18 protein-coding genes and 1 pseudogene are annotated in these 21,310 nt (G+C 69.7%); 4 read left to right on the top strand and 15 right to left on the bottom strand.

Going from position 1 to position 21,310, the window contains the following annotated elements:
- Nucleotides 1-38 precede the first annotated feature (38 nt).
- From FIV44_RS18125 to FIV44_RS18060, 15 genes and pseudogenes are all read right to left on the bottom strand, one after another.
- A complete protein-coding gene (locus FIV44_RS18125; protein WP_141005663.1) occupies nucleotides 39-1,301 on the bottom strand; it encodes an MFS transporter in 1,263 nt (420 codons plus the stop codon).
- A gap of 148 nt (nucleotides 1,302-1,449) precedes the next feature.
- Nucleotides 1,450-2,379, bottom strand: coding sequence for an AraC family transcriptional regulator (locus tag FIV44_RS18120; RefSeq protein ID WP_181410680.1), 930 nt, complete (start codon nucleotides 2,377-2,379; stop codon nucleotides 1,450-1,452).
- 171 nt (nucleotides 2,380-2,550) lie between these two features.
- Nucleotides 2,551-4,173 carry a chorismate-binding protein gene (locus FIV44_RS33650; protein WP_181410679.1) on the bottom strand — a complete coding sequence of 541 codons (1,623 nt, stop codon included), beginning with the start codon at nucleotides 4,171-4,173 and terminating at the stop codon, nucleotides 2,551-2,553.
- A complete protein-coding gene (locus FIV44_RS33645; protein ID WP_181410678.1) occupies nucleotides 4,080-4,718 on the bottom strand; it encodes a chorismate-binding protein in 639 nt (212 codons plus the stop codon). The genes FIV44_RS33650 and FIV44_RS33645 overlap by 94 nt, the downstream gene beginning before the upstream one ends.
- 218 nt (nucleotides 4,719-4,936) lie before the next feature.
- On the bottom strand, nucleotides 4,937-5,752 hold the full coding sequence (gene folP, locus FIV44_RS18105) for a dihydropteroate synthase (RefSeq protein ID WP_141005659.1): 816 nt from the start codon (nucleotides 5,750-5,752) through the stop codon (nucleotides 4,937-4,939).
- Nucleotides 5,753-5,759: 7 nt separating this feature from the next.
- Nucleotides 5,760-6,608 (bottom strand): bifunctional 5,10-methylenetetrahydrofolate dehydrogenase/5,10-methenyltetrahydrofolate cyclohydrolase, encoded by an 849-nt coding sequence (locus tag FIV44_RS18100; protein ID WP_181410677.1) that lies wholly within the window; start codon nucleotides 6,606-6,608, stop codon nucleotides 5,760-5,762.
- Nucleotides 6,609-6,711: 103 nt separating this feature from the next.
- Nucleotides 6,712-7,212 (bottom strand): VOC family protein, encoded by a 501-nt coding sequence (locus tag FIV44_RS18095; protein ID WP_141005657.1) that lies wholly within the window; start codon nucleotides 7,210-7,212, stop codon nucleotides 6,712-6,714.
- A 13-nt stretch (nucleotides 7,213-7,225) separates the two neighbouring features.
- Complete coding sequence (locus tag FIV44_RS18090) at nucleotides 7,226-8,212, bottom strand: MBL fold metallo-hydrolase (RefSeq protein ID WP_141005656.1); 987 nt, start codon at nucleotides 8,210-8,212, stop codon at nucleotides 7,226-7,228.
- A 201-nt stretch (nucleotides 8,213-8,413) separates the two neighbouring features.
- Nucleotides 8,414-9,235 (bottom strand): LacI family DNA-binding transcriptional regulator, encoded by an 822-nt coding sequence (locus FIV44_RS18085; RefSeq protein ID WP_246086485.1) that lies wholly within the window; start codon nucleotides 9,233-9,235, stop codon nucleotides 8,414-8,416.
- A 45-nt stretch (nucleotides 9,236-9,280) separates the two neighbouring features.
- A pseudogene (locus tag FIV44_RS34145) lies at nucleotides 9,281-9,433 on the bottom strand (LacI family DNA-binding transcriptional regulator); the annotation flags it as partial.
- Nucleotides 9,434-9,478: 45 nt separating this feature from the next.
- Nucleotides 9,479-10,390, bottom strand: a complete 912-nt coding sequence (locus FIV44_RS18080; RefSeq protein WP_141005654.1) for a cupin domain-containing protein — start codon at nucleotides 10,388-10,390, stop codon at nucleotides 9,479-9,481.
- A 178-nt stretch (nucleotides 10,391-10,568) separates the two neighbouring features.
- Nucleotides 10,569-13,496, bottom strand: coding sequence for an AfsR/SARP family transcriptional regulator (locus tag FIV44_RS18075; protein WP_219996072.1), 2,928 nt, complete (start codon nucleotides 13,494-13,496; stop codon nucleotides 10,569-10,571).
- 206 nt (nucleotides 13,497-13,702) lie between these two features.
- Nucleotides 13,703-14,560 carry a formyltetrahydrofolate deformylase gene (gene purU / locus FIV44_RS18070; protein WP_141005652.1) on the bottom strand — a complete coding sequence of 286 codons (858 nt, stop codon included), beginning with the start codon at nucleotides 14,558-14,560 and terminating at the stop codon, nucleotides 13,703-13,705.
- A gap of 36 nt (nucleotides 14,561-14,596) precedes the next feature.
- A complete protein-coding gene (locus FIV44_RS18065; protein ID WP_219996071.1) occupies nucleotides 14,597-16,009 on the bottom strand; it encodes a hypothetical protein in 1,413 nt (470 codons plus the stop codon).
- A complete protein-coding gene (locus tag FIV44_RS18060; RefSeq protein ID WP_141005651.1) occupies nucleotides 15,975-16,856 on the bottom strand; it encodes a methylenetetrahydrofolate reductase in 882 nt (293 codons plus the stop codon). The genes FIV44_RS18065 and FIV44_RS18060 overlap by 35 nt, the downstream gene beginning before the upstream one ends.
- Before the next feature lie 249 nt (nucleotides 16,857-17,105).
- On the opposite strand from FIV44_RS18060, the gene FIV44_RS18055 reads away from it, so the two are divergent.
- From FIV44_RS18055 to FIV44_RS18040, 4 genes are all read left to right on the top strand, one after another.
- Complete coding sequence (locus FIV44_RS18055) at nucleotides 17,106-17,909, top strand: SDR family NAD(P)-dependent oxidoreductase (protein ID WP_141005650.1); 804 nt, start codon at nucleotides 17,106-17,108, stop codon at nucleotides 17,907-17,909.
- Between the two features lie 72 nt (nucleotides 17,910-17,981).
- Nucleotides 17,982-18,566, top strand: a complete 585-nt coding sequence (locus FIV44_RS18050) for a carboxymuconolactone decarboxylase family protein (RefSeq protein ID WP_141005649.1) — start codon at nucleotides 17,982-17,984, stop codon at nucleotides 18,564-18,566.
- A 271-nt stretch (nucleotides 18,567-18,837) separates the two neighbouring features.
- Nucleotides 18,838-19,320, top strand: coding sequence for a flavin reductase family protein (locus tag FIV44_RS18045; protein ID WP_141005648.1), 483 nt, complete (start codon nucleotides 18,838-18,840; stop codon nucleotides 19,318-19,320).
- 3 nt (nucleotides 19,321-19,323) lie between these two features.
- Nucleotides 19,324-21,300, top strand: coding sequence for a helix-turn-helix transcriptional regulator (locus FIV44_RS18040; RefSeq protein WP_141005647.1), 1,977 nt, complete (start codon nucleotides 19,324-19,326; stop codon nucleotides 21,298-21,300).
- Nucleotides 21,301-21,310 lie beyond the last annotated feature (10 nt).

Here is a 21,310-nt window from a genome sequence, read left to right as displayed (position 1 = left end):
GCGTCACCCCGGGCCCGCCCGCCCGAGGCGCTCCGGTCTCAGACCGATGACGAGACCGGCGCTGCACCGCGGATCCGCCGCACGCCGAGCGCAGCAAGCACCACGACGCCCAGCCCTGCCACCGCTGCCGGAATGGCGGCGGTGCCGATGATCGCGTTCACCTCGAGCCCTGAGGCGACGAGGAGCCCGCTGAGGGTCGGCCCCACGATCGACCCGACCCGGCCGATCGCGTACGCCCAGCCGACGCCCGCACCGCGGACCCGCGGCGGGTAGAGCGCGACAGCCAGCGCGCTGATTCCCGTCTGGCCCCCGACCACGCCGACGCCCGCCAGGACGATCCCGAGCATGAGCAGCGCCGTCCGGTCCGCGGTGGCGACGGTCGCGATGCCGATCAACCCGAGCACGTAGGCGAGGACCAGGATGGCGTGGGGCCGACCGAGTCGGTCCATGAGAAGGCCGATGACGACGCCCCCGGCGAAACCGCCGAGCGCGAACAGGGAGCCGCCGATGGTCGCGGTCCCCTCGGAGTGCCCCGCCTTCACGAACAACGTGGGCAGCCAGTTGAGCAGCGCGTACATGACGAGCAGGTTCGCGAAGAAGACCGTCCACAGGACCAGCGTGCTGCCACCGCGACCGGATCGGAAGAGCTCAGCGGGCGACGACGATCCTGCGGTGGCGCCTTCCTTCGGCACCGAGGTCTCCAGACGCCGGAGCCCGACCATCATCACCACGACGAGGACCAGTGGAACGACCCCACCGACGACGAAGATCGAGCGCCAGCCATGGGCGGGGATCATCCAGCGCGCGACGATGCCGCCGAAGAAGGCGCCCAGGGAGAGACAACCCACGGCGGCCGTGACCGACATCGAGCGCGAGCGGAGCGGCGTGTTCTCGGCGATCATCGCGATCAAGCTCGGCGTCACGCCCCCAAGCCCGATTCCGGCGAGGAATCGGATCACCATGAACGAGGAGATGCTGTCGGCGTACGCCGGGATGAGCAGTGTGGCGAAGGCGAAGGTCGACGTCGCGACGACCATGACCGGCTTGCGACCGATGCGGTCGGCCAGCATGCCGAAGACGACGCTGCCGAGCGCCATCCCGAGCAGACTGGAGGAGAACACGACCCCGAAGGAGGCCGGCCCGAAACCGAACTCCTTGACGATCGACGGCGCCGCATAGGCGATGAGCTGCGCATCGAGTCCATCGAGCACGGCGATGAGCAGGCAGATGCCGACGGCGACGACCTGCGCGCGCGACATCCGGTCGACGACGGTTGACGATGTGGTGACGGGTTGCACCATCGGAGAACCTCCGGGACGGGCGCCGCCGACTCGGTGAGGGCGGCGAGGGGACGAGGATCCGCGGAAGTTAGCAACCTGGCCGACCCGCGACAGGCCACGAAGCGAACCGCGACAGGCCAGATGACGAAGCGCGCTTCCGGTCGACCGTTCAGCCCCGGCGGTTGAGCGTCTGCGAAGGCAGCACGCCGAAGTGCTGCTGGTAGAGACCGGCGAACCGGCCGACGTTCGAGAAGCCCCAGCGGACGGCCACCGCGGTCACCGTCGTCCCCGGGTTCCCACCGGCCGCCAGCAGCTCCTGTCGCGCCTTCTCGAGGCGCACGCGCTGGAGGAACGCATGCGGCGTCGTACCCAGATCTCGCCTGAACGCGACCTCGAGTGCCCGCACTCCGACCCCGGCCGCCGTTGCCAGGGCGCTCACCGTGTACGTCGCCTCGGTCTCGGCCGCGACCAGGTCCAGCACGCGGCGGACAGAGGAGCGCAGGCCGGGAGTCTGGTCGAGGAGCTGCTCGGTGCTGGAGTTCGGAACGGCCAGGAGGATCGCGACCAGCGCCTGTTCACCCAGATGGCGCCTGATCAGGCCCGGCATCGCCTCGGGTGGCCCGCAGGCCTGACAGAGGTGGACCAGCAACTCGGTGAGTCCGGCCAGCACGGCAGCCTCGGATCCCACCACCCTCGACGGCCTGAAGGTGAGCGCATCGTGCCTGCCGTACGGTGCGATCCGGTCAGCCAGCGCGCGCAGCGCGCCGGTCTGCGCACGCAGGACGAGCGCCTGGCTGTCAGCGCTCCACCGCATGTGGAGGTTCGGCTCGCTCGCCACGGCGGCGAAGGAGCCCCCGTTCGTCGCGACGACCTCCTGACCGGCCTGTCGGACGACGACGGACCCGCTGAGCGGCACCACGACACCCACATAGTCCTGGCTTCCTCCCCGGTCGATCACGACCTCGGTGCCGTAGGAGACATACGCGAGGGACACGGCGCCGAGCTCGACGTGGTCGCCGACCGCGCGGAAGCGCTCCCGGCCCTCGGCCACGGTGAGGTGATGAGGCGCGAGGAAGGTCGAGACGATGTCACGGGCCACCCGGGGGTCCGTGGTCTCGTGATGCCGGCTCAGTGGAGCAGCAGCGGAGAAGCCCCGGAACGAACCCCCGCGCACGACCGCCATGCCGGCCACCCCTCACCTGAGACGAGGACGAACGGCCTCCAGCCGCCATCCGACGCAGCGCCGCCCCGAGCCCCGACAAGTTCAGTGTCACTGTACGTCGCCATGGACAAGCGCTCCACCCTCCGGTGCTGCGCTCCGAGCCGACCGCGTACCGGTCGGGGCTGCGCGCACCCGGTCGAGGAACGCACCGAGCAGGTCCCGACCGCGCGGCGTCAGGATCGACTCCGGGTGGAACTGGATGCCTTCGATCGGCCGGTCGCGATGTCGGACCCCCATCACCAGACCTGACGGTGTGCGCGCGGTGACCTCGAGCGCGGTGCCGACGAGAGACCCCTCGTCGATCACCAGCGAGTGGTAGCGACCCGCCAGGATCGGGCCGTCCGTGCCGGCGAACACCCCTGAACCGTCGTGGTGAACGAGCGACCGGCAACCGTGCGCCGGTCGCGGAGCACGCACGATCCGCGCACCGAAAGCGGCTCCGATCGCCTGGTGGCCCAGGCACACCCCGAGGAGCGGCAGAGCAGGAGGCAGCCTGCGGATCAGCTCCACACACGCTCCCGCGTCGCTCGGATCGCCGGGGCCGGGCGACACCACCACCCCGTCCCACCGCTCGCCCGTCGACCGGGCGAGCGCGTCGACGTCGAGCCGATCGTTGCGGACCACCTCCACGAGGGCACCCAGCTCGAGGAGACACTGAGCCACGTTGAACACGAAGGAGTCGTAGTTGTCCACGAGCAGGATCCTGCTCGTCCGACCGGCGACACCTCGGTGCGGCGGCGGGTCGGTCGGCGCGGCGCGAGCGACGGCGTCCTCCAGCCAGCGCTGGAGCGGTCCGGCCGCCGCCAGCCGGGAGCGCACCTCCGGCACGGCCGAGCGACCGAGCAGCTCGAAGCCGAACTCCTCGCTCACCCGCGACCTCTCGCCGGCCGCCAGCGGGCGGATCTCCACGGGGAGGCCGGAGCGCCGGAGCAGGTCCACGATGCGTACGCCGCCGGATGGGGGACGGCGACCCCAGTCGACGACGACATGCTCGTCGAGGACGTGGATCCGGCCCTCGCCCCGATCACCGACGTCGTCCAGGAGCCGCGGCGCGCCCACCGTCCGCGATCCCACCGGCGCAGGCCCGGCAGAAGACCTCAGCCCGGCGAATGCTCGCTGCGCGTCGGGTGCCAACCTCGCGCCGACGGCATCGAGGAGAGGGGCCGCCTTGACGAGGCACTCGTCGACCTCTCCGTCAGGAACCGAGTCGGCAACGATGCCTGCACCGACTCCGAGAACGGCCCGACCGGCGCCGAACTCGAAGGTGCGGATCGCCACGTTGAACTCCATGCCCGTGGGACCGGACCAGCCGATGGCGCCGGTGTACACCTCGCGAGCGGCCGTCTCGACCGAGCCGATCACCTCCATCGCCCGGATCTTCGGAGCGCCGGTGACCGAACCGGGCGGGAAGGTGGCCTCGATGATGGCTCGGTCGTCCACGCCGTCCGCGATCTCGCCCCGGATCCGAGAGACCAGGTGCCAGACGCCGGCCTGCGCGCGGACCTCGGCCACGTCCTCCACCTCGACCGTGCCCGGGGCACAGATCCTGCCGAGATCGTTGCGCATGAGGTCCACGATCATGACGTTCTCCGCCCGCTCCTTCCGCGAGCTCTCCAGGTCGGCCGGGTCGGAGGCGATCGACGCGGTCCCCTTGATCGGGGCCGTTCGCACCTCGCGGCCACGGCGCCGCAGGTAGAGCTCGGGGAGAGGCTGGCGACCGCTCCGTCGTCCGCGTCCACGAAGGCGGCATAGGCCGGGCGGAGCGCCTCGGCTCCCGAGATGAAGACCTCCAGCGGATCACCGGCGAAGGATGCGTCGAGCCGCAGGCACGCATTGGCCTGGAAGATGTCGCCGGCCGCGATGTGCTCGATGACCCGGGAGACGGCCTCCCGATGCGCTGCGACGGAGGGAGTCGTGTGGAAATCCCCGAAGACGTACCCCCGTCGCGCACGCGCTGGTCGCGCGGTCAGCGCCTCCACGACCGCCGCGTACTGACGCCGCAGGCGACCTTCGTCCTCCAGCACGAGCGCCTCGAAGTACCACTCGCCCGTCTTGGCGACGTACCTCAGCACCTGGTCGTAGAACGCCAGATCGCATTCCGCCCGTGGGGCGTCACGCTCGGGCTTCGCGGGGAGGTCCTCGAGCACCGCGCCGAGCTGGTAGCCCAGGATCCCGAACCAGCCTCCGGCCACGACGCCGGTGGAGGCGCCGCTCACCGGCTGCGCCGGACGCTGGCCGATGTGCCTGCCGTCCGGCAGCGTTCCGAGAACGGCAGGCGATCGCGACCGACGCAGAGGGTCGAAGGCGATCACGGCTCCACCCGACGCCCAATCGCCGAACAGCGCCACGAGCCGATCACGGGGACCGAGCGCACGCAACACCTCGGTGGGCTTCAGCCCGACGTCCAGTGGCCACCGCACGACATCCGGATCCGTCATCGAGCCGGGTCTCCGATCAGCCGGTCGACCACCCGCAGCGCGAGGACCGTCGACGCGACGTCGTGGACCCGGAGGTACGACGCGTGCGCCGCGACCAGGGCGGCGAGGAGCGCTGACGCCTGGTCGCGCTCGGCCAGGTCGAGGTCGTCGCCGATCGCTCGGAGGAGCGACTTCCGCGAGACGCCGACCATGAGGGGGTGGCCCAGGCCACGGAGGGAAGGCAACGCGCCCAGCAGTGTCCAGCTCTGCTCGCTCGTCTTGGCGAACCCGATCCCGGGATCGAGGACGACCAGATCCGGCTCCACACCCTGGGCCACGATCGCGTCCCTGCGCATCCGGAGCTCGTTCCGCACCTCGGCGACGACATCGCTGTACCGCGCGCGCCGCAGCATCCGCTCACTGTGCCCCCTCCAGTGAGTCACGACGAAGAGCACCTCGCCGTCTCGCACGACGCTCGCCATGCGCCGGTCGGCGAGTCCCCCACTCACGTCGTTCACGACGGCTGCCCCGGCCTCGATGGCGAGCTCGGCGACTCGGGACCGCATGGTGTCGATGCTGACCTTCACTCCTGCGCGGGCAAGCTCGCCCACCACCGGGATGACCCTGCTCAGCTCGACCTCCTCGGGAACGCGCGCCGCTCCCGGGCGCGTCGACTCGCCACCGATGTCGACGATGTCCGCCCCCTCTGCGACGAGCCGCAGGGCGTGCGCTACCGCGTTCTCCCGATCGACGTAGAGGCCGCCGTCCGAGAAGGAGTCCGTCGTCACGTTGACGATCCCCACGATCTGCGGGCGGATTGCCAGGGCGCGCATGGCGGCGTCAGCCGCCAGCGCGGCGTTCCGCCGCCGTCACCGTCTGCTCGAGCAGCATGGCGATGGTCATCGGACCGACCCCGCCGGGGACGGGCGACAGCCATCCGGCAACCTCGCGGGCGGCCGGCTGCTCCACGTCACCGCGGTCGCCGGCGCTGTATCCGGCGTCGACGACCACCGCTCCCGGCTTGAGCCAGCGGGCACGAACCAGCTCGGGCGTTCCCACCGCTGCGACCACGACGTCGGCACGACCGAGGATCTCGGCCAGCCCGCGAGTACGGGAATGGCAGTACGTGACCGTCGCGTCCCTCCCGAGGAGAAGCATCCCCATCGGCAGTCCGAGGATGTGGCTGCGTCCCACCACCACCGCATGCCTCCCTTCGAGCGGTATCTCGTACGCGTCGAGCAGACGGAGGATCCCGCCCGGCGTGCAGGACTGGAAGCCCGGGTTGCCCAGCGCCATCGCAGCGAACGACGTCCGCGTCACGCCGTCGACGTCCTTGGCTGGATCGATCGCCTCGAATGCGGCGCGCTCGTCGATGTGGCCGGGCACGGGATGCTGGAGCAGAATGCCGTCGATCGCGGGATCGGCCGACAGCGCCTCGATCTGCGCCACGAGAACAGGCGTCGAGATCTCCGCGTCGAGGTCGATCCGGACGGACTCGATCCCTACCTCGGAGCACCTGTTGACCTTCATCCGCACATAGGTCTTCGACGCGTCGTCATCTCCGACCAGCACCGTCGCCAAGCGCGGCGCCCGACCCGCGTCCCGCAGGACCGAGGCCCGACGGGACACCCCCTTCAGGATCTCCTTCGCGACCGCAACGCCGTCGAGGACCTGGCTGGTCACATCCATCTCCTTCTTCCTCAACCGTCAGCCGAGTGCACGGACGATGTCCTCCACGCGGGCCGTGGTGCCGCCCGTGACACCTCGATGCCGGCGCCACAGGCGGGCTGGCTCAGTCGAATGCTTCGGGCGTCTTGAGGTACGCCTTGCCGTTCGGGTACGACACCAGCTCGCAGTTGAGGCCCCAGGGCGACACGAAGTACACCCAGCGCTGGCCCTCGTGCGGTCCCTTGCTCGCGGTCGGACCCGCGAGCACCCGCACGCCGCGCGCCCGCAGCTCGTCGGCCGCAGCGTCGAGGTCGTCGACATAGAACGCGATGTGGTGGCCACCGACGTCGCTGTTCAGCGGGACGTCGCGCCGCTGCGCAGGGGCCTGGTACTCGAAGACCTCGAGCATCGCCTGCTCCCCCACCCGGAAGAAGTAGATGCGGGGGGCGACGGCATCGTCCGGCACGTTGAGGTGGTCACTCATCCAGGTGCCGTCGCCGCGGAGCGGCCCGAGCCGGTAGAGGTACTCGAAGCCGAGGACCTGCTCGAAGAACTCACGAGCCTGCTCGAGGTCGGGAACGGTGATGCCGATGTGATCGACGCGCTTGATGCCGAACGTGGGCATGGCGTCTCCCTTCTCAGTGGTTGTGGTCGACGCAGCCGCCGGCAGCGGCGGGCGGGAAGAAGACGACCGATGGTTGGGCGTTCTCATCGAGACGGAGGCTGTGATACATCGTCAGCGTGTGGTTGACGCCCAGGGTGTCCACACCTCCGAGGCGACCGAGCCACTTGTCGAGGACCGGCTTCGCAGCCTCCGCCGCCGCGGCCTCGTACATGGTCTTGAAGTAGCGGTAGATGTGCTCGGTCCCCACCTCCGCGCGGGCGACGTCGCGCTTCTCCGCGGTGATCTCCAGCGCATGCTGTGCGGCGTCACGGACGTCGTGCATGTACTCGCGTTGGATCTCGACGTCCTCACGCGTGCCGAGCCGCGTGAGGTGTCCGGTGATCATGGTGTCGAAGTCGAACTCGAGCGCGTGGTCGTGGTGCGCCATGAACCCTGGGATGTTCTTCGACTGCGCGATGTTGGTGAACGGCACCCAACCCGGGTAGATGACGTCGACGAGCATCAGCACGCGGTGCTGCGGTGCGTGGATGAAGATGTTGCCCGGTGCATGGTTGTCGCCGCGGTAGACGAGGTCCAGGACCTGCCCACCGACCTCGAGGCGGTGTGAGTCCCCGAACGTCACGTCCGGGAGCCTTCGCGCCGGGTCACCGGCCTCCTTCAGCTTCCCCCACGTGTCCTGGTGCGCGACCCGGACAGCCCCGCTCGGGAACTGGTCGACCGCGCCGATGTGGTCGCCGTGGAAGTGCGAGTAGACGACGTGGGTGATCGGCTTGTCCGTCACGTCCCGGATCGCTCGCGTGACCAGGCTCCCGAGGCATGGGGGCGCGTCGATCGCCACGACACCGTGGTCGTGCACGACGAACGCGCACTGGTAGCCGCCGTCGGTGATCCAATGGATGCCACCGGTCACCTCGTCGACCAGGTAGCCCGAGGCGGGGACCTCCGGCCCGCGGGCGCCATCGGGAACCAACGGCAGGTCGAATCCTCCAGGAACGTTCATCTCTGTCTCCTCGTGGCGCGGCCCGGCGGGCCGCGATGGATGGTGGACCCGCGTCGCGCGCGGCAGACGCGGGCCGTCGATGGCAGACCCTGGGACGCGAAGGGATGGTGCGTCCAGGGTCGGGCGATCTCGGCTCTCCTCAGCTCGCCTCGGGAGCCGCGCGCCGCTATCGGGGACAGGAAGGCATGGTCTGCTCGCCTGTCATCGTGCGGCAGCTGTCGAGTCACGGACGATGAGACTGGGTTGGAGGGTCGTGACCACCGGAGGGTCATTGTGAAGGAGCTTCGACAGCAGCGTGTCCGCGGCGGTACGGCCGGTCTGGACGAACGGCAGCGAGATCGTCGTGAGGGAGGGTGCGAGATGCTGGCTGAGCGGGTTGTCGTTGTAGCCGACGACCGAGACATCGTCGGGACAGCGCATCCCTGCCCGCCGGATCGCCTGCAGGGCGCCGATGGCCATCAGGTCGTTGTGGGCGAACACCGACGTGAACGCGGGGCCGGCCGCGAGGGCTGCGGACATGACTCGATCGGCTTCGTCGACCGTCGGCTGGTCGACGACATGACTGTGGAGTGCGACGGAATCGCCCGACCTCTCCACGACCGCCTGCGCCCCTTCCGCCCTGCTCTTGAAGGGGCCCACGGAACCAGGACCGCAGATCTGGACGATGCTCCGATGTCCACGCTGGACCAGGTGGGAGACGGCCAGCTCGCCGCCCCTGACGTCATCGACGAGCACCTTCGGCACGTCCAGGCCGGGCAGGTCACGACCGGCGAGGACGGTCGGTGTCCTGGCGACGAAAGCAGTCAGCCGCTTCTTGTCGGTGAGCCGCACCGCCGCGTTGATCATGCCGTCCACCCGTCGATCCGTCAGGATCTCCAGAGCACGATCGAACCGTCGTCGATCGTCCTTGGTCTCGATGATCACCGGCGTGTAGTCGCGCTCCTGCAGGGTCTCGCCGAGGCCGGCCAGGAGCGACGCCCAGATGGGGTTGCTGAAGTCGGGGATCACCACGCCGATCGTCATGGTTCTGCCCGTCCGCAGACTCGCCGCTGTCAGGTCCGGCGTGTACCCCAACTCACGTGCGGCCGCCAGGACACGCTCCCGCGTCTTGGCGCCGATCCGCCCGGACTGCTCCTGGCTGAGACTTCGGGACGCGGTGGAAGGGTGAACTCCCGCCAACCGAGCCACGTCCTCGAGTCTCGGTACACGTCCCGAAGCCATCAGGGCAACTCCTAGGGTTGAGGGTCTTCGTAGGCCACAGCGGCCCTACTCAGTGTGCTCTGGCAGGTCGCGCCAGTTGTCGGGGAAGTAGAACGCGTCCGAGACCGGCGGGACGGGCGACTGGACCTCGATCCACCGTGCGTCGACCTCGTTCTCATCATTCACGAAGCCATGCGTGCTGCCGGTGCCGACCCACACGAGGTCCCCGGTCGTCATTCGCTCGTGATTTCCGTCAAGCCAGCCGTGCATCCCACCCTGGGTGTAGAAGTAGATCTCCTCGAACGGGTGGTAGTGCACCGACGCGGCGCGTCCGGGTCCCATGCCCTGGGCGATCTTCGCCATGAAGACCGTGTGCTGATGGGCCCCGAGAAGTTGATCGACCATCATGCGGATCGAGATGTTCTTGATGCAGGGGCCGTGGTAGCCGGGCATGTTCAGATCACCGACCGGCGCCATGTCGGCGTCATCGAAGTGGCCGGCCCAGCGGTGGCGTGGATCGGTCTCCGACGGACGTCCCAGCTTCTCTCCGATGATCGGCGGGCCGCTGATGAAGTTCCGAGCGCCGTCATAGCCCGGTGGCCTCGGAGACTTCACCCAGAAGAGCTCCAGGCCGTCGTCACCCGCGGTGAGCGTGTGCGGCAGCGCCGGCGGCGCGACCGCGTAGTCGTCGACGGCGATGTCGTACTCCAGACCGACGATCGAGACGGTGCCCGAGCCTCCACGAACCACGAACGACTCCTCGAAAGGGCTCCGGTACCACGGCATGGACGCTCCGGGCGCCAGCTTCCGCAACGACACCTCCATGTGGTGGGACCCGTGCTCCTCCCCCACCATCACGGCCTCGCTGAGCCCTGGGAACTCCTTGACCTCGTGAAAGACCCGTTCCGCTGCGCGGGAGATGTGATACGTCATTCCGCTCGTTTCCTCCTGAGCGCTCAGTGCGCTCGACTTGTGCATTCGATTGCGCAATTATTGCGCCCCGGATCCAGGTGTGTCAAGGGTTCATTTCGCCTCTCCACGCCCAGTTCGGGCAAACGACCCGATTCCGCGCGGCTTTACGCATCCTCTTCGCCGAGAACAGAGGGCGCAGGTCCCTCCGGTGTTTGCGCAGTCGATTGCGCAAGTAGGCGCTTTTTCAGCGCCGGAGCTGGGTGACCAGTCGGCGCACCTCTGCCGACGGCGCCACGCCGAGTCCACGCATGGCCGAGACGTAGCGTTGGTAGAGGGCGAGGACCGCGTCGTCGCTTCCGCTGGCATGGGCGAGCGAGATGGCGAGCTGCCAGGCCTGCTCCCGATGCGGGCTCTCTCGGAGGACGGTCTCGACCAACTGCCGGCCCTCCCGATAGCGGCTGAGCCGGAAGGCGAGCCTGGCGGCGTCGATCCGTCCGCTCGTGACGCGCTCGCCGATCTCGACTCGCCGTGCCTCGACCCACTGGCTGTTCAGGGTCGCCAAATAGGGGCCGCGAGCGGCGTGGGTCAGTACCTCGACCATCCTGCGAAGACGCACCTCGTCGTCCTGCCGATCCGCCTGGACGAGCGAGTCCAGCACGACCTGCGTCGTGCCGCAGACCAGGTCCGGGTTCTTCATCGAGAGGATCTCGCCTTCCTGACGGGGCATCAGCTCCTCGGGCAGCACCTCCCGCAAGCGGTAGAGGGCCTGTCGGAGATAGCTTCGGCCGGCCGCGTCGTTGCTGCTCTCGAAGAGCTGGCCCAACAGCTCCCGCCGACTCACCTCCCGCCGGGCATCGATCAGATAGCTGAGCAGCTCGATGCTCTTGCTCAGCCGAATCAGTACCGGCTCACCGTCGACGGTGAGGACGGGGTCGCCGAACTCCTCGAGCAGCAACCGCGGCGCGCGCGCCGTCACGCGGAGCGACCCCTGGTCCGACAACATCGCCGTCAGCTCGTGCCACCGGGACAGGCGCGTGGGCGACGCATCGGCAGCCCGGACGGCCACCGCCGGCACATCGTGCAGCGCGGTGAGGAGCAGGTGCTGCGAGCCGCCGGTCGTCGCCTCGGCCAGCGCCATCTCGGCAGCCGCGTCGGATGCCTCCTCGTCGCCGATCCGCCAGCACGCCTCGGCGAGGTAGATGGCGGCCGTGGCCAACTCGAGTCGACGGTCGCCGGACTGCATCGAGTCGACGCACGCAGCCAGCTCCGCGCGTGCCTCGACGTCGCGATCCTCCAACAGATAGGAGAAGCCACGCCAGAGCTGGGAGAGCTCGCGGCTGAACGCGTGCTCCAAGGCACCGTCGTCCTCGGCGTCGGCCAGTGCTCGACGAGCTGCCTCGGCGTCGCGATGCAGGCGCAGGCTCAGCTTCGCCTCGTTGAGGTGTCCGATGATCCGGTACATCTTCGAGCCGGTCTCGGCGATCAGACGACTTCCCCTGGTCAGGGCGGCCCAGGCCTCGTCGCGTCGGCCGAGGTCGATCATGAGGTCGACGGCGTCGAACGCATGCAGCCAGGGGGGCTGCCATGAGCCGCGAAGCACGTCGTAGAGCTCCATGGCCTCGTCGAGTCGGCCCTTGGCCCTGAGGCCGGCGATGACCCACGGGACGCCGAGCGCCGGGGTCCCGTCGCCGGTGGTCGACCTTCGTTCGAGCTCGCGCAGGCGACCTCGGTAGTAGCCGATCCGCATCAACAGCGTGTCCACGGTCTCGGAACGGGTCGAGGAGAAGTCGGGGAACGGCGGAGCACTTCCGTCCGAGAGTGCGATCAGGTTCTCGGCGGTCTCCCGAGCACGACCAGGCGGCAGCCTGTCCGCCAGAGCACGCGCCTCGGCCAGCTCTCCCGCGTGCCACCGGCACCATGCTGCGAGCAGCAGCGCTTCCTCGGCGAACGGGGCGCCGGGTCCCGGAAGCCAGTCGAAACCGTGGGCCTCGAGCAGCGCGTTGCCGCGGCCACACTGCTCGAGCGCGAACGAGACGCGCAGCACCACCGCACCGACCTCCGCCGTCGGCGTCCGGCTGACGACGTCCAGCTCGTCGAGCCACCGCGCAGCCGACGTGAAGTCCATCCGCGCCACCAGGCTGGGCAGCGCCTGGGCCGCGCGCTGCCAGGCGAGCTCGGTCTCGCCGAGCTCGAGCAGTGCGTCGACCGCCTCCTCCAGCCTGCCCTCGCGGGCAAGCAGGTCAGCGTGCGCGCGCCGGACCCGGCGAACAGACTCGGCCGGCTCGGTCCTGACGAGCTCGACCTCGAGGAACTCGCGAACCTGCGGATACATGACGAATCGGCTGCGGTCCGCCGACCACCACGCCGGGAGGTGGATCTCCTCGAGCGCCGCCAGCATGCGCGGCGCCTCCTCCTCCCCCAAGGCCAGGGCGCTGGACGTCGAGACCTCCGGGAGGATGCTGGTCCGGGCGAGAAAGCCCCTCAAGGGCGCCGATGCCGGGCCGAGGACCTCCGCAGAGAGGTAGCTCTCGAACTCGACGGACCGCCCCGCGTCCGGGCGCTCCGCCCGCTCGCCCTCGAACAGGACGCCGGCCACCCAGCCATGCGTCAGCCCGAGCAGGACGTCGAGGTCTCCCGGGACGTCGCCCCGGCGGCGCAGGGCCTGCTCGGCCTCGTCCCGGTCGAAGTCGAGAACGTCCTGGCCGACCTCGACGACTCTCCGATCGAGCAACGCGGTCGCGTCGACGGGTAGCCGGATGCGGGAGATCAGGACGAGGCTCACGTCGGCCGGCAGGTAGCTGACCAAGGACGACAGAGTGGCCCACGAGCCAGCGTCGCGGGCCACCTTCTCGACGTTGTCGCAGACGAGGACCAGGCCCGTGCCGGACCAGCTCTCGGCCAGCACGCCGGCCACCTCGGCCGGGAGCAGCCCGTCTTCCAGGGCGCCGGCGACCATACGGGGCGCGCTGGTCAGCGGGATGGTCACCGCCTCCTCGAGGTAGGCCAGGAGGCGTCCCGGTGCCAGCTCCGTCCCATCGAACGACAACCAGGCCACCGGGCGCTCGAGGCGCCGGGTCGCCATGGCCACCGCCGTGGTCTTCCCGCTGCCCGCCGCCGCCTGCACGAGCACGACATGCCGTTCGGCCAGGAGGTCGTCGAGGTGCGAGACCACCCGAGCGCGGTCGGCAACGCTGTCGCCCAACCGCGGAGACATGATCTTCCGGCGGATCACGTACGGTCCGCTCGGCTTCCGATCGTCCATCGTCATGACCTGCCTGTCCCCGGTAGAGGATATGCCGCCCACCGCGAGGATCGTCCCGGTCTCGCTGCTGGGTCACCGCGGCGACGGAGATGCTCCGCCCCGCAGGGCGGCCTCGATCACGGGAAGACCACGGTCCTGCTGCCGTCCAGCAACACACGGTTCTCGGTGTGCCAGCGAACGGCCCGAGACAGGGCGAGGCACTCGACGTCCCGGCCCAGGGTGCGCACCTGCGCCGCGGTCATCCCGTGATCGACCCGAGCCACCTCCTGCTCGATGATCGGGCCTTCATCGAGGTCGGCAGTCACGTAGTGCGCGGTCGCGCCGATCAGCTTCACGCCCCGGGCATGGGCCTGGTCATAGGGTCGAGCCCCTTTGAAGCTCGGCAGCATCGAGTGGTGGATGTTGATCACCCTCCCTTCGAGTGCCTTGCACAGGTCGCCGGACAGCACCTGCATGTACCGCGCCAGGACCACGAGGTCGACATCGAGATCGACCACGAGGTCGAGCAGCTCGCGCTCCGCCTGCACCTTGGTCTGCGCGTCCACCGGGATGTGGTGGTACGGCACTCCGTAGGTGTCGGCGAGGTAGCGGAGCTCGTCGTGGTTGGACACGACAGCGGAGATCTCGACGTCCAGGCCACCGTTGAAGGTCCGGAAGAGGAGATCGTTCAAGCAGTGGCCCGCCGTGCTCGCCATCACCAGGACCCGCTGTCGCCGGGCAGCGTCGAGGAACTGGTCCTCCATCGAGTACGCCCGGCGGACGGTGGCGAAGCCCTCTCGAAGGGACTCGGCGCTGACGGCGTCGTCGAGTACCTCGAGCTCGACCCGCATGAAGAAGTTGCCCGACTGCCGGTCGAGGAACTGCTGGCTCTCGACGATCGAACAGCCGCTCTCGTGGAGGAACCGCGAGACCGCGTACACGATGCCCGGCTGGTCGGGACAGGTGAGGGTCAAGACGACCTTCGCATCAGTCATGGCCGACACATCCCGTGCTCGCACTCGTCACCGCTGTCACACCAACGGACTGGTTCGGAGCGTCGCGCGGATCGCTCGCTGTACGTGGCGTTCGACCGTCGGCTTGGCGGAGCCGCCGTTCTCCTCACCGATCAGGACGGTGACCTCCCGCCCGTCGACGGCGTCATCCTCGGCAACCATCCCGTGCGAGGACCAGCCCCCGACGTTGACCGTGTATCCCGAGCTGGCCGAGAAGCCGATCAGCCGGCCGTCCGCGAGGACCTGGTCGTAGGAGTTGGTGCCATAGTTCGAGACCGGCATCTCGAGGTACTTGGTGTGCGGGCCCGAGCCGAAGAGGCTGTCCGCGATGAGGTCCGCGACGTCGCGGTCGTTCCACCGCAGCCAGACCTTCTGCCGATGCGGCTGGTCGACCATCTTCTCGAGCGCCGCACGGCCGATGAAGTCGTGGTCGAACCGGATCACCCGGCCGTAGCCGAGGTCCCACGGCGTCACGTAGTAGTCCTCGATGTCGTCGGACACGAAGCTGCCGGCGATCGACGCGTTGGCCTCGAACCCGTTGCCGGGGAGCCACTCACGGAAGGCCCGCATCGCGTCGCCGGTGTAGATGGCAGGCACCGGCGCCGCGATCCAGCCCGACTCGATCGCGGTCGAGGGATACGCCCGGGCGCCACCCAGCCGGAGGCCGAACTCCTCCCCCGCCGCGATCAGTGCCTCGCGCACGCGCTCAGCACCGTCCGAGGGGCCGACCAGCTCGAGCCCGGTGAACTCCAGGCCGGGCACACCGGCCATCGTGTGGTTGAGGGCACGGATCGGGACGCCGGCGATCTCGATCTCGCCCATCGCGAAGAATCTGATCGTGGGCAGCGGGGAGCCCACGGCCCGCTCCACGATCTTGTGCGTGGCCGGACCGTTCAGCTGGAAGCGGAAGGAGAGCCGCCGACCGTCGTTCGCGACCGAGCGCTCGTCGCGGGTCACCTCGACGTCGTAGTCGCCGGTCTCCGCCTGGAACGCCGCCCAGTTCGGTGCGACCGGGCGGCCGACCAGACTGTAGTGGTCCTCCTCGAACGCGAACAGGATCGCATCGCCCAGGAAGTACCCGTCGTAGTTGCAGGCGATCAGCTGCTTGGCCTTGTTCCGTCCGAAGTTCTTGAATCCGTTCACACCGATGTCGGACATCAGTCGCAATACGTCGGGGCCTTTGAAATGGATATCGGTCATATGCAGCGACTGGTCGAACATGACCGCGGTCTCGCTCCACGCCCTCTGCTCGTCGCGCCAGTTGGTGTATTCCGACTGCATCGGAAAGACATAGGGTCCCTGCGGCGCGTTCCGGAGCATCCGGGCGACATTTCCGGCCTGCTTGATCTTGTCTTCGAGGTTCATTTCGTTCGCACGTGCTTTCTGATGTCGTTGGTCAGTTGATGGCGATGCTGGAGTCGTCGGGCGCATCCGGATCGCAGAGCTCGCCGGCGCGGGAGAGCCACCCGAGGGTCGGCTCGACCTGGTTGAACGAGAAGAGGTGCAGGCCCTCGACACCGTCCTGGGCGAAGGAGATCTCGCGGCTCAGCTCGGTGACGAGGTCGAGGGGCTCGTAGGCACGCCCGAGGAGGAGGTTCCCGACGATGCCGTGCTGCTTCGAGAGGAACCGAACCGATTGGCCGACCCCGATCCTCAGGGAGAGCTCGATCAGCTTCCGCGTCTGCAACGGAGCGGCGACGCCGAGCCGCAGGGGCAGCCTGACACCGCCCGCGCGGGCGGATCTGAGCCAGCGGGCCACAGCCCCGGAGTCGAAGCAGAGCTGGCTGACCATGTAGTCGGCGTGCTCCTGCTTCCGGAGCAGGGCCTCGTGCAGCACGCCGTCGTCGATCTTCGGGTGGCCCTCGGGATAGCACCCGACACCGAGGCGGCGCAGGCCGTGGTCGAACTCGGCGAGGTCCTGCAGGATCCCGAGCGCGTCGCCGTAGGGACCGACCGGCAGGTCGCCGTCACCGCCGACGACGTACAGGTCGTCCACACCCAGGTCGACGACCTGGCGCACGAACGACCTCAGCTCCTGACGGCCCCCGACCATGCGAGCGGCGAGATGGGGGACGACGCGGTGGCCGGCCCGCCGCGCGCGGGCGACGTGCTGCAGGGTGCGCTCCAGGCCGAACCTCGGCGAGCACGTGATCGTCAGCGGCCGGTCGACCGGCAGGTCGGCGACCACCTGGTCGGCGCCCTTCAGCGGAATGATCTCGATGCTGGAATTCCTGATGACTGCGTTGAGCTCCGCACTTTGTGCACCTGGTCGTGCCATACGTGATCCCCACTCGCTTGAAGGCGGCCGTGCCGCGTCGGTATCGCCGTCGGTCGGGCTCGTCGTGTGCCCGAACTCGCCGTTGCCGGAGTGTTCTATGTCACCTCGAGTTAGGCGGTCGTTAATCCGGCGGCGGCGCAGTTAGAAGCCCGTTAATGACCTTTGCGGCGCCGGCGGTGCCTCTTCACACTGGCTCGGGAAGCGATGCCGGCCGCGGCGTCGGAGCACACGCGTGAAGGACGTACAGCAATGACATTGGGAATTCGCCTCGACGGACGCACCGCACTGGTCACGGGCGGTGGCAGCGGCCTGGGGCTCGCGATCGCGCACGCCCTGCACGAGCAGGGAGCGTCGGTCGCCATCCTGGGTAGGACCGAGCAGAAGCTGAAGGACGCCGCCCGTCAGATCTCGCCCGACTCGGACCGCGTCCTGACGCTGGTCGCCGACGTCACGGACGATGCCGCCGTCGCCGGCGCCTTCGACGCGGTCGCTGCGTGGACCGGCGGCCTGGACGTACTCGTCAACAGCGCCGCGCCGTTGCTCGTCAACAGCGCACTCAGCGAGGCAGAGGAATCGGCTCTCACCGATGCTCTCGAGGGCAAGGCCACGGGCTACCTGCGCGTCTCCCGTGCGGCGCTGCCGCTGCTGCAGAAGAGTGGGGCCGGGCGGATCGTCAACATCGCGGGCATGGCCGCGCATGTCCTCGTGCCCGGCATCGGCATCGCCGCCGCCGTGAACGCCGCGGTGGTCGCCATGACGAGCTACCTCGCCGCGGAGGCCGCCCCGCACGGCGTTCTCGTCAACGGCATCTCGCCCGGCATGACCCTCACCCAGGTCTGGAAGGATCGCCACGCCGCGGCGGCCGAGCAGAACGGCTCCACCGCCGAGGCCGTGCGCGACGGCATGGTCGAGCGCCTCGGCATCCGGCTGGGACGGTGGGCCGACCCCGCCGAGATCGCCGCCACCGCCCTGTTCCTGGCGTCGGACCTCTCGTCGTACGTCACGGGCCAGGTGCTCCAGGTCGACGGGGGGCTCGGCAAGTCGGTGATCTGACAGCCATCGCCCACGACGACCCCGGCCCGCATCCACGGGCCGAGCAACACGAACGAGAGAGGAAGCACCGTCATGGCACTGATTCCGTTGGCGACCCGGGAGGAGGTCTCCCCCGTCGACCTGCCCGCGCTGGAGGCGGGCGAGGCCGGTTTCGGCACCCTGCTGAACACCTGGCTGGCGATCGCGACCCGTCCCGGGATGCTGTCGACCTACCTGCCGTTCATCCGACACGTGTCCGGGCCGGGGTCGATCGAGCCGAGGATCAAGGAGCTCACAGCGGTCTACGTGGCGCTCCTGAACCACTGTCGCTATACGACGAGCCACCGCTGCTACTCGGCCCTGGCGAAGGGGGTCGACGAGAGCGACCTGGGACGCCTGGCATCCGGCGACCACAGCATGTTCTCGAGCACGGAACGAGTCGCTCTCGAGTTCACCAGGGCCCTGACACTGGACCTGGCGGTGACCGAGATCGCAACCTGTCCGCAGGGCGTCGCACCGGACTTGCTCGAGAAGGTCCGCGCCGCCTTCGCTCCCGACGAGCTCGTCGAGCTCACGATGTCCATCTCGCTGTGGAACGCACTCAGCCGATTCCACCGGGTCCTGGGCCTGGATCTCGATCTCGGTGAGCCACCGGCCGGGGTCGACCCCCATGTCTGACCGAACACGGCGCACGCGAGGCGATGCGTTCGCGAGGCTGGTGCGGCGGGTCCAGCGCGCCTACGTGCTCGGCGCGACGGCTCTGTGGGCCCCCGACGTGGTCCGGGCCGATGCGCTCGATCGCGGACGCACGGCTCCCCTGAACGCTCGCGAACCCGACCGGAATCACATGATCGTGTGATGTGACCCACGCGACTCCCGGTCCACGATGGCCTGGCACGCGACGCCCCCTCGGCGATCGCTTCCGGTTCCGGACGATCAGGAGACACCCGTGACTGCCCTCGGACTCATCGACGAAGCCGTCGCCTTCCGCGCCACGATGTCCCGCCTGCCGTCGGGCGTGTCGATCATCACCACCCGGGTCGCCGACGCGCCGGTCGGCATGACGGCGAGCTCGGTGACTCCCCTGTCCCTGGACCCGCTGCAGCTGCTCGTCTGCGTCGGGAACCACCTGTTCACCCGCTCGGCCATCTCCGAGCACGGTCGCTTCGGCGTCAACGTGCTCGGCGAGGAGCACCAGGACCTGGCGCGGCAGTTCGCCTCTCGGGGGGACCGGTTCGCCGGCGTCTCGTACGACGAGGAGCAGGGTGTCCCCGTCCTCCACGACGCCATCGCGTCCATCGTCTGCGACGTCGCGGAGGAACTCCCCGGCGGGGACCACACGATCTTCATCGGCACCGTCGTGTCCTACGAGCACATCGACCGGGTGCGGCCGTTGATCCACTGTGGCGGCGAGTTCGGCCGCATCGCTTGAGCGATGATGCGGCGCCCCTCTCCGCTGCGTCCGCACCCTCCCGCGCACGGACGTGGGGCCGAGCTCCTCAGGCGTCTCGACGACGAGGACCGCCGGGTCGTCGTCGTCAGCGGCCCGCCCGGCTCGGGCAAGACGACGCTCGTCGCCGCGTGGGCGAGGAACCGCTCGGAGGCGAGACGGGTCGACCTGACCCGGCGCGACGACACCCCGATCGCCCTGGCCCGGACGATCCTGGCGCATCTGGAACCCGGCGCCGTCGAGCCCGGGGCCGAGCCGGTGGACCCCGACGGCTGCGGCCGGCTCGTCCTCCAGGCCCTCGAGGCGGTGGCGAGGAGCGGACCGTGCTGCCTCGTCCTCGACGGCGCGGACCTGATCACCGCACCGGAGGCCCAGCAGCTCCTGGCCGATCTGGTCGAGTGCGGTCCGGCCGGAGTCCGTTGGGTGATCGCGACGCGTCATCGCTGCCTTCCCTGGTTGATCAGGAGTCACCAGGACGGCCTCGTCGCCACGACGATCCGCGCGGACGACCTGAGGATGAGCGACGCCGAGGTCGAGGCGAGACTGGGGTACCCGGCGCCCGAGCTCGCCGGCTGGGCGATCGGCGTGCAGGCCTACGCCGACCTCGGTCCGGCCGCGGGCGAGGAGGCGCTGCGCGACTACGTGCACGGGGAGGTCATGCAGAAGGTCACCACGGAGCTGCACCGCGTGCTCCACGCCGTGGCGATCGCGGGCTCGGCCGGTCCGGCGCTCGCACTGCACCTGACGGCGAACCCGGCGTGCGGCCGGCTCCTGGCCGGCTTCGCGGCGTCGACGCAGCTGGCGACGACGTCCGCCGGTGCCGTCGTCACCCTCCACCCGGTGCTGGCGCGGCACCTCCACGACGAGCTCCGGGCCGAGAACTGGTCGAGGTACGGCCACCTGAAGGAGCGGTACGCCGCCTGGCTGGCCGCCAACGGCCGGCTCGACGAGGCGGTGGGCGCGTACGCCGACCTGGAGCTCTACGACGCCGCCGCGGCCGCCCTGCTCGACGGCTGGCAGCGCACGGTGCTGTCGGGCCGGTGCGATCAGGTGCTCGCCGCCGTCGGCCTGATCCCGGAGCACCGCATCATCGCGGATCCACGGCTCTGCCTGATCGTGGCCATGGCCAACCTCGCCGCGGGCGACCATGTCCGGTGGCGCCGTTGGAGCGATGTCGCCCGGGTCCAGGGCGACCCCGGGCTGATGGTCGAGCCGGGCGTCACCCTCGAGCACGCGCTGCGTGCGTCCCGGCGTCTCACCGAGGCCCTGCTCGACGACGTCCTCAGCCCGCCGCCCCCGATCGCCGGGCTCCGCGGCGCATGGCTCGCCATCGACCAGGTGGCGACCGGCCTCGACCTCCTGCGGGCCGGCCGGGCATGCGAGGCGGCCGCGAGCTTCGGCATCGCCGAGGTGTCCTCGCGCGCGTCCGGGGACCAGCTCGCCCTGGTGCACGCCCTGGCCGGCGGCGCCCTCGCTGCCGCGGCCCGGGGACTTCCGGCCGCGGCCGCGGCCGCGGAGGAGGCCATCGCCACGGCCGGCGGCCTGTGCGTCAGGAGTCGCTGGGTGGTGGCGAACGCGCACCTCGCGCTCGCCGAGCTGAGCAGCGCGGCCGGAGACGTCCGCGCTGCTCACGCGGCGGCGCAGGCGGTGCTCGACGTACTCGACACGACAGCGGCCGGGCTGGAGCCGAGGGCCCGTCGGCGGGCCGAGCAGCTCCGCGCGGCGTGCGACATCGGTCGGTCGCGGCGGGCGGTCACGCCGACGCCCGGGCTCTCCGAGCGGGAGCGCCGCATCCTGCGCGCCCTCAGCGGCCCGCTGACACTGCGGGAGATCGCCGCGGAGCTCCACGTGTCGCACAACACCGTCAAGACCCAGGTGAGCTCGATCTTCAGGAAGCTCGAGGTCCACGACCGGGCGACGGCTGTCGCCGCCGCCCGGTCGCGCAGCCTGATGACCGGTTGACCCGACGGAC

The organism is Nocardioides humi (assembly GCF_006494775.1).
In the GTDB taxonomy this organism is placed as follows: Bacteria; Actinomycetota; Actinomycetes; order Propionibacteriales; family Nocardioidaceae; genus Nocardioides; species Nocardioides humi.
This window is presented reverse-complemented; position numbering and strand designations above follow the sequence as displayed.

Excerpts from the sequence above, each read along its gene's own strand:
- folP (WP_141005659.1), bottom strand. The coding sequence starts at position 5,752 with ATGCGCGCCCTGGCAATCCGCCCGCAGATCGTGGGGATCGTCAACGTG.
- FIV44_RS18060 (WP_141005651.1), bottom strand. The coding sequence starts at position 16,856 with ATGGCACGACCAGGTGCACAAAGTGCGGAGCTCAACGCAGTCATCAGG.
- FIV44_RS18055 (WP_141005650.1), top strand. The coding sequence starts at position 17,106 with ATGACATTGGGAATTCGCCTCGACGGACGCACCGCACTGGTCACGGGC.
- FIV44_RS18125 (WP_141005663.1), bottom strand. The coding sequence starts at position 1,301 with ATGGTGCAACCCGTCACCACATCGTCAACCGTCGTCGACCGGATGTCG.
- purU (WP_141005652.1), bottom strand. The coding sequence starts at position 14,560 with ATGACTGATGCGAAGGTCGTCTTGACCCTCACCTGTCCCGACCAGCCG.
- FIV44_RS18065 (WP_219996071.1), bottom strand. The coding sequence starts at position 16,009 with ATGCGCCCGACGACTCCAGCATCGCCATCAACTGACCAACGACATCAG.
- FIV44_RS18090 (WP_141005656.1), bottom strand. The coding sequence starts at position 8,212 with ATGAACGTTCCTGGAGGATTCGACCTGCCGTTGGTTCCCGATGGCGCC.
- FIV44_RS18050 (WP_141005649.1), top strand. The coding sequence starts at position 17,982 with ATGGCACTGATTCCGTTGGCGACCCGGGAGGAGGTCTCCCCCGTCGAC.
- FIV44_RS18040 (WP_141005647.1), top strand. The coding sequence starts at position 19,324 with ATGATGCGGCGCCCCTCTCCGCTGCGTCCGCACCCTCCCGCGCACGGA.
- FIV44_RS18100 (WP_181410677.1), bottom strand. The coding sequence starts at position 6,608 with ATGGATGTGACCAGCCAGGTCCTCGACGGCGTTGCGGTCGCGAAGGAG.
- FIV44_RS18095 (WP_141005657.1), bottom strand. The coding sequence starts at position 7,212 with ATGCCCACGTTCGGCATCAAGCGCGTCGATCACATCGGCATCACCGTT.
- FIV44_RS18085 (WP_246086485.1), bottom strand. The coding sequence starts at position 9,235 with ATGACGATCGGCGTGGTGATCCCCGACTTCAGCAACCCCATCTGGGCG.
- FIV44_RS18080 (WP_141005654.1), bottom strand. The coding sequence starts at position 10,390 with ATGCACAAGTCGAGCGCACTGAGCGCTCAGGAGGAAACGAGCGGAATG.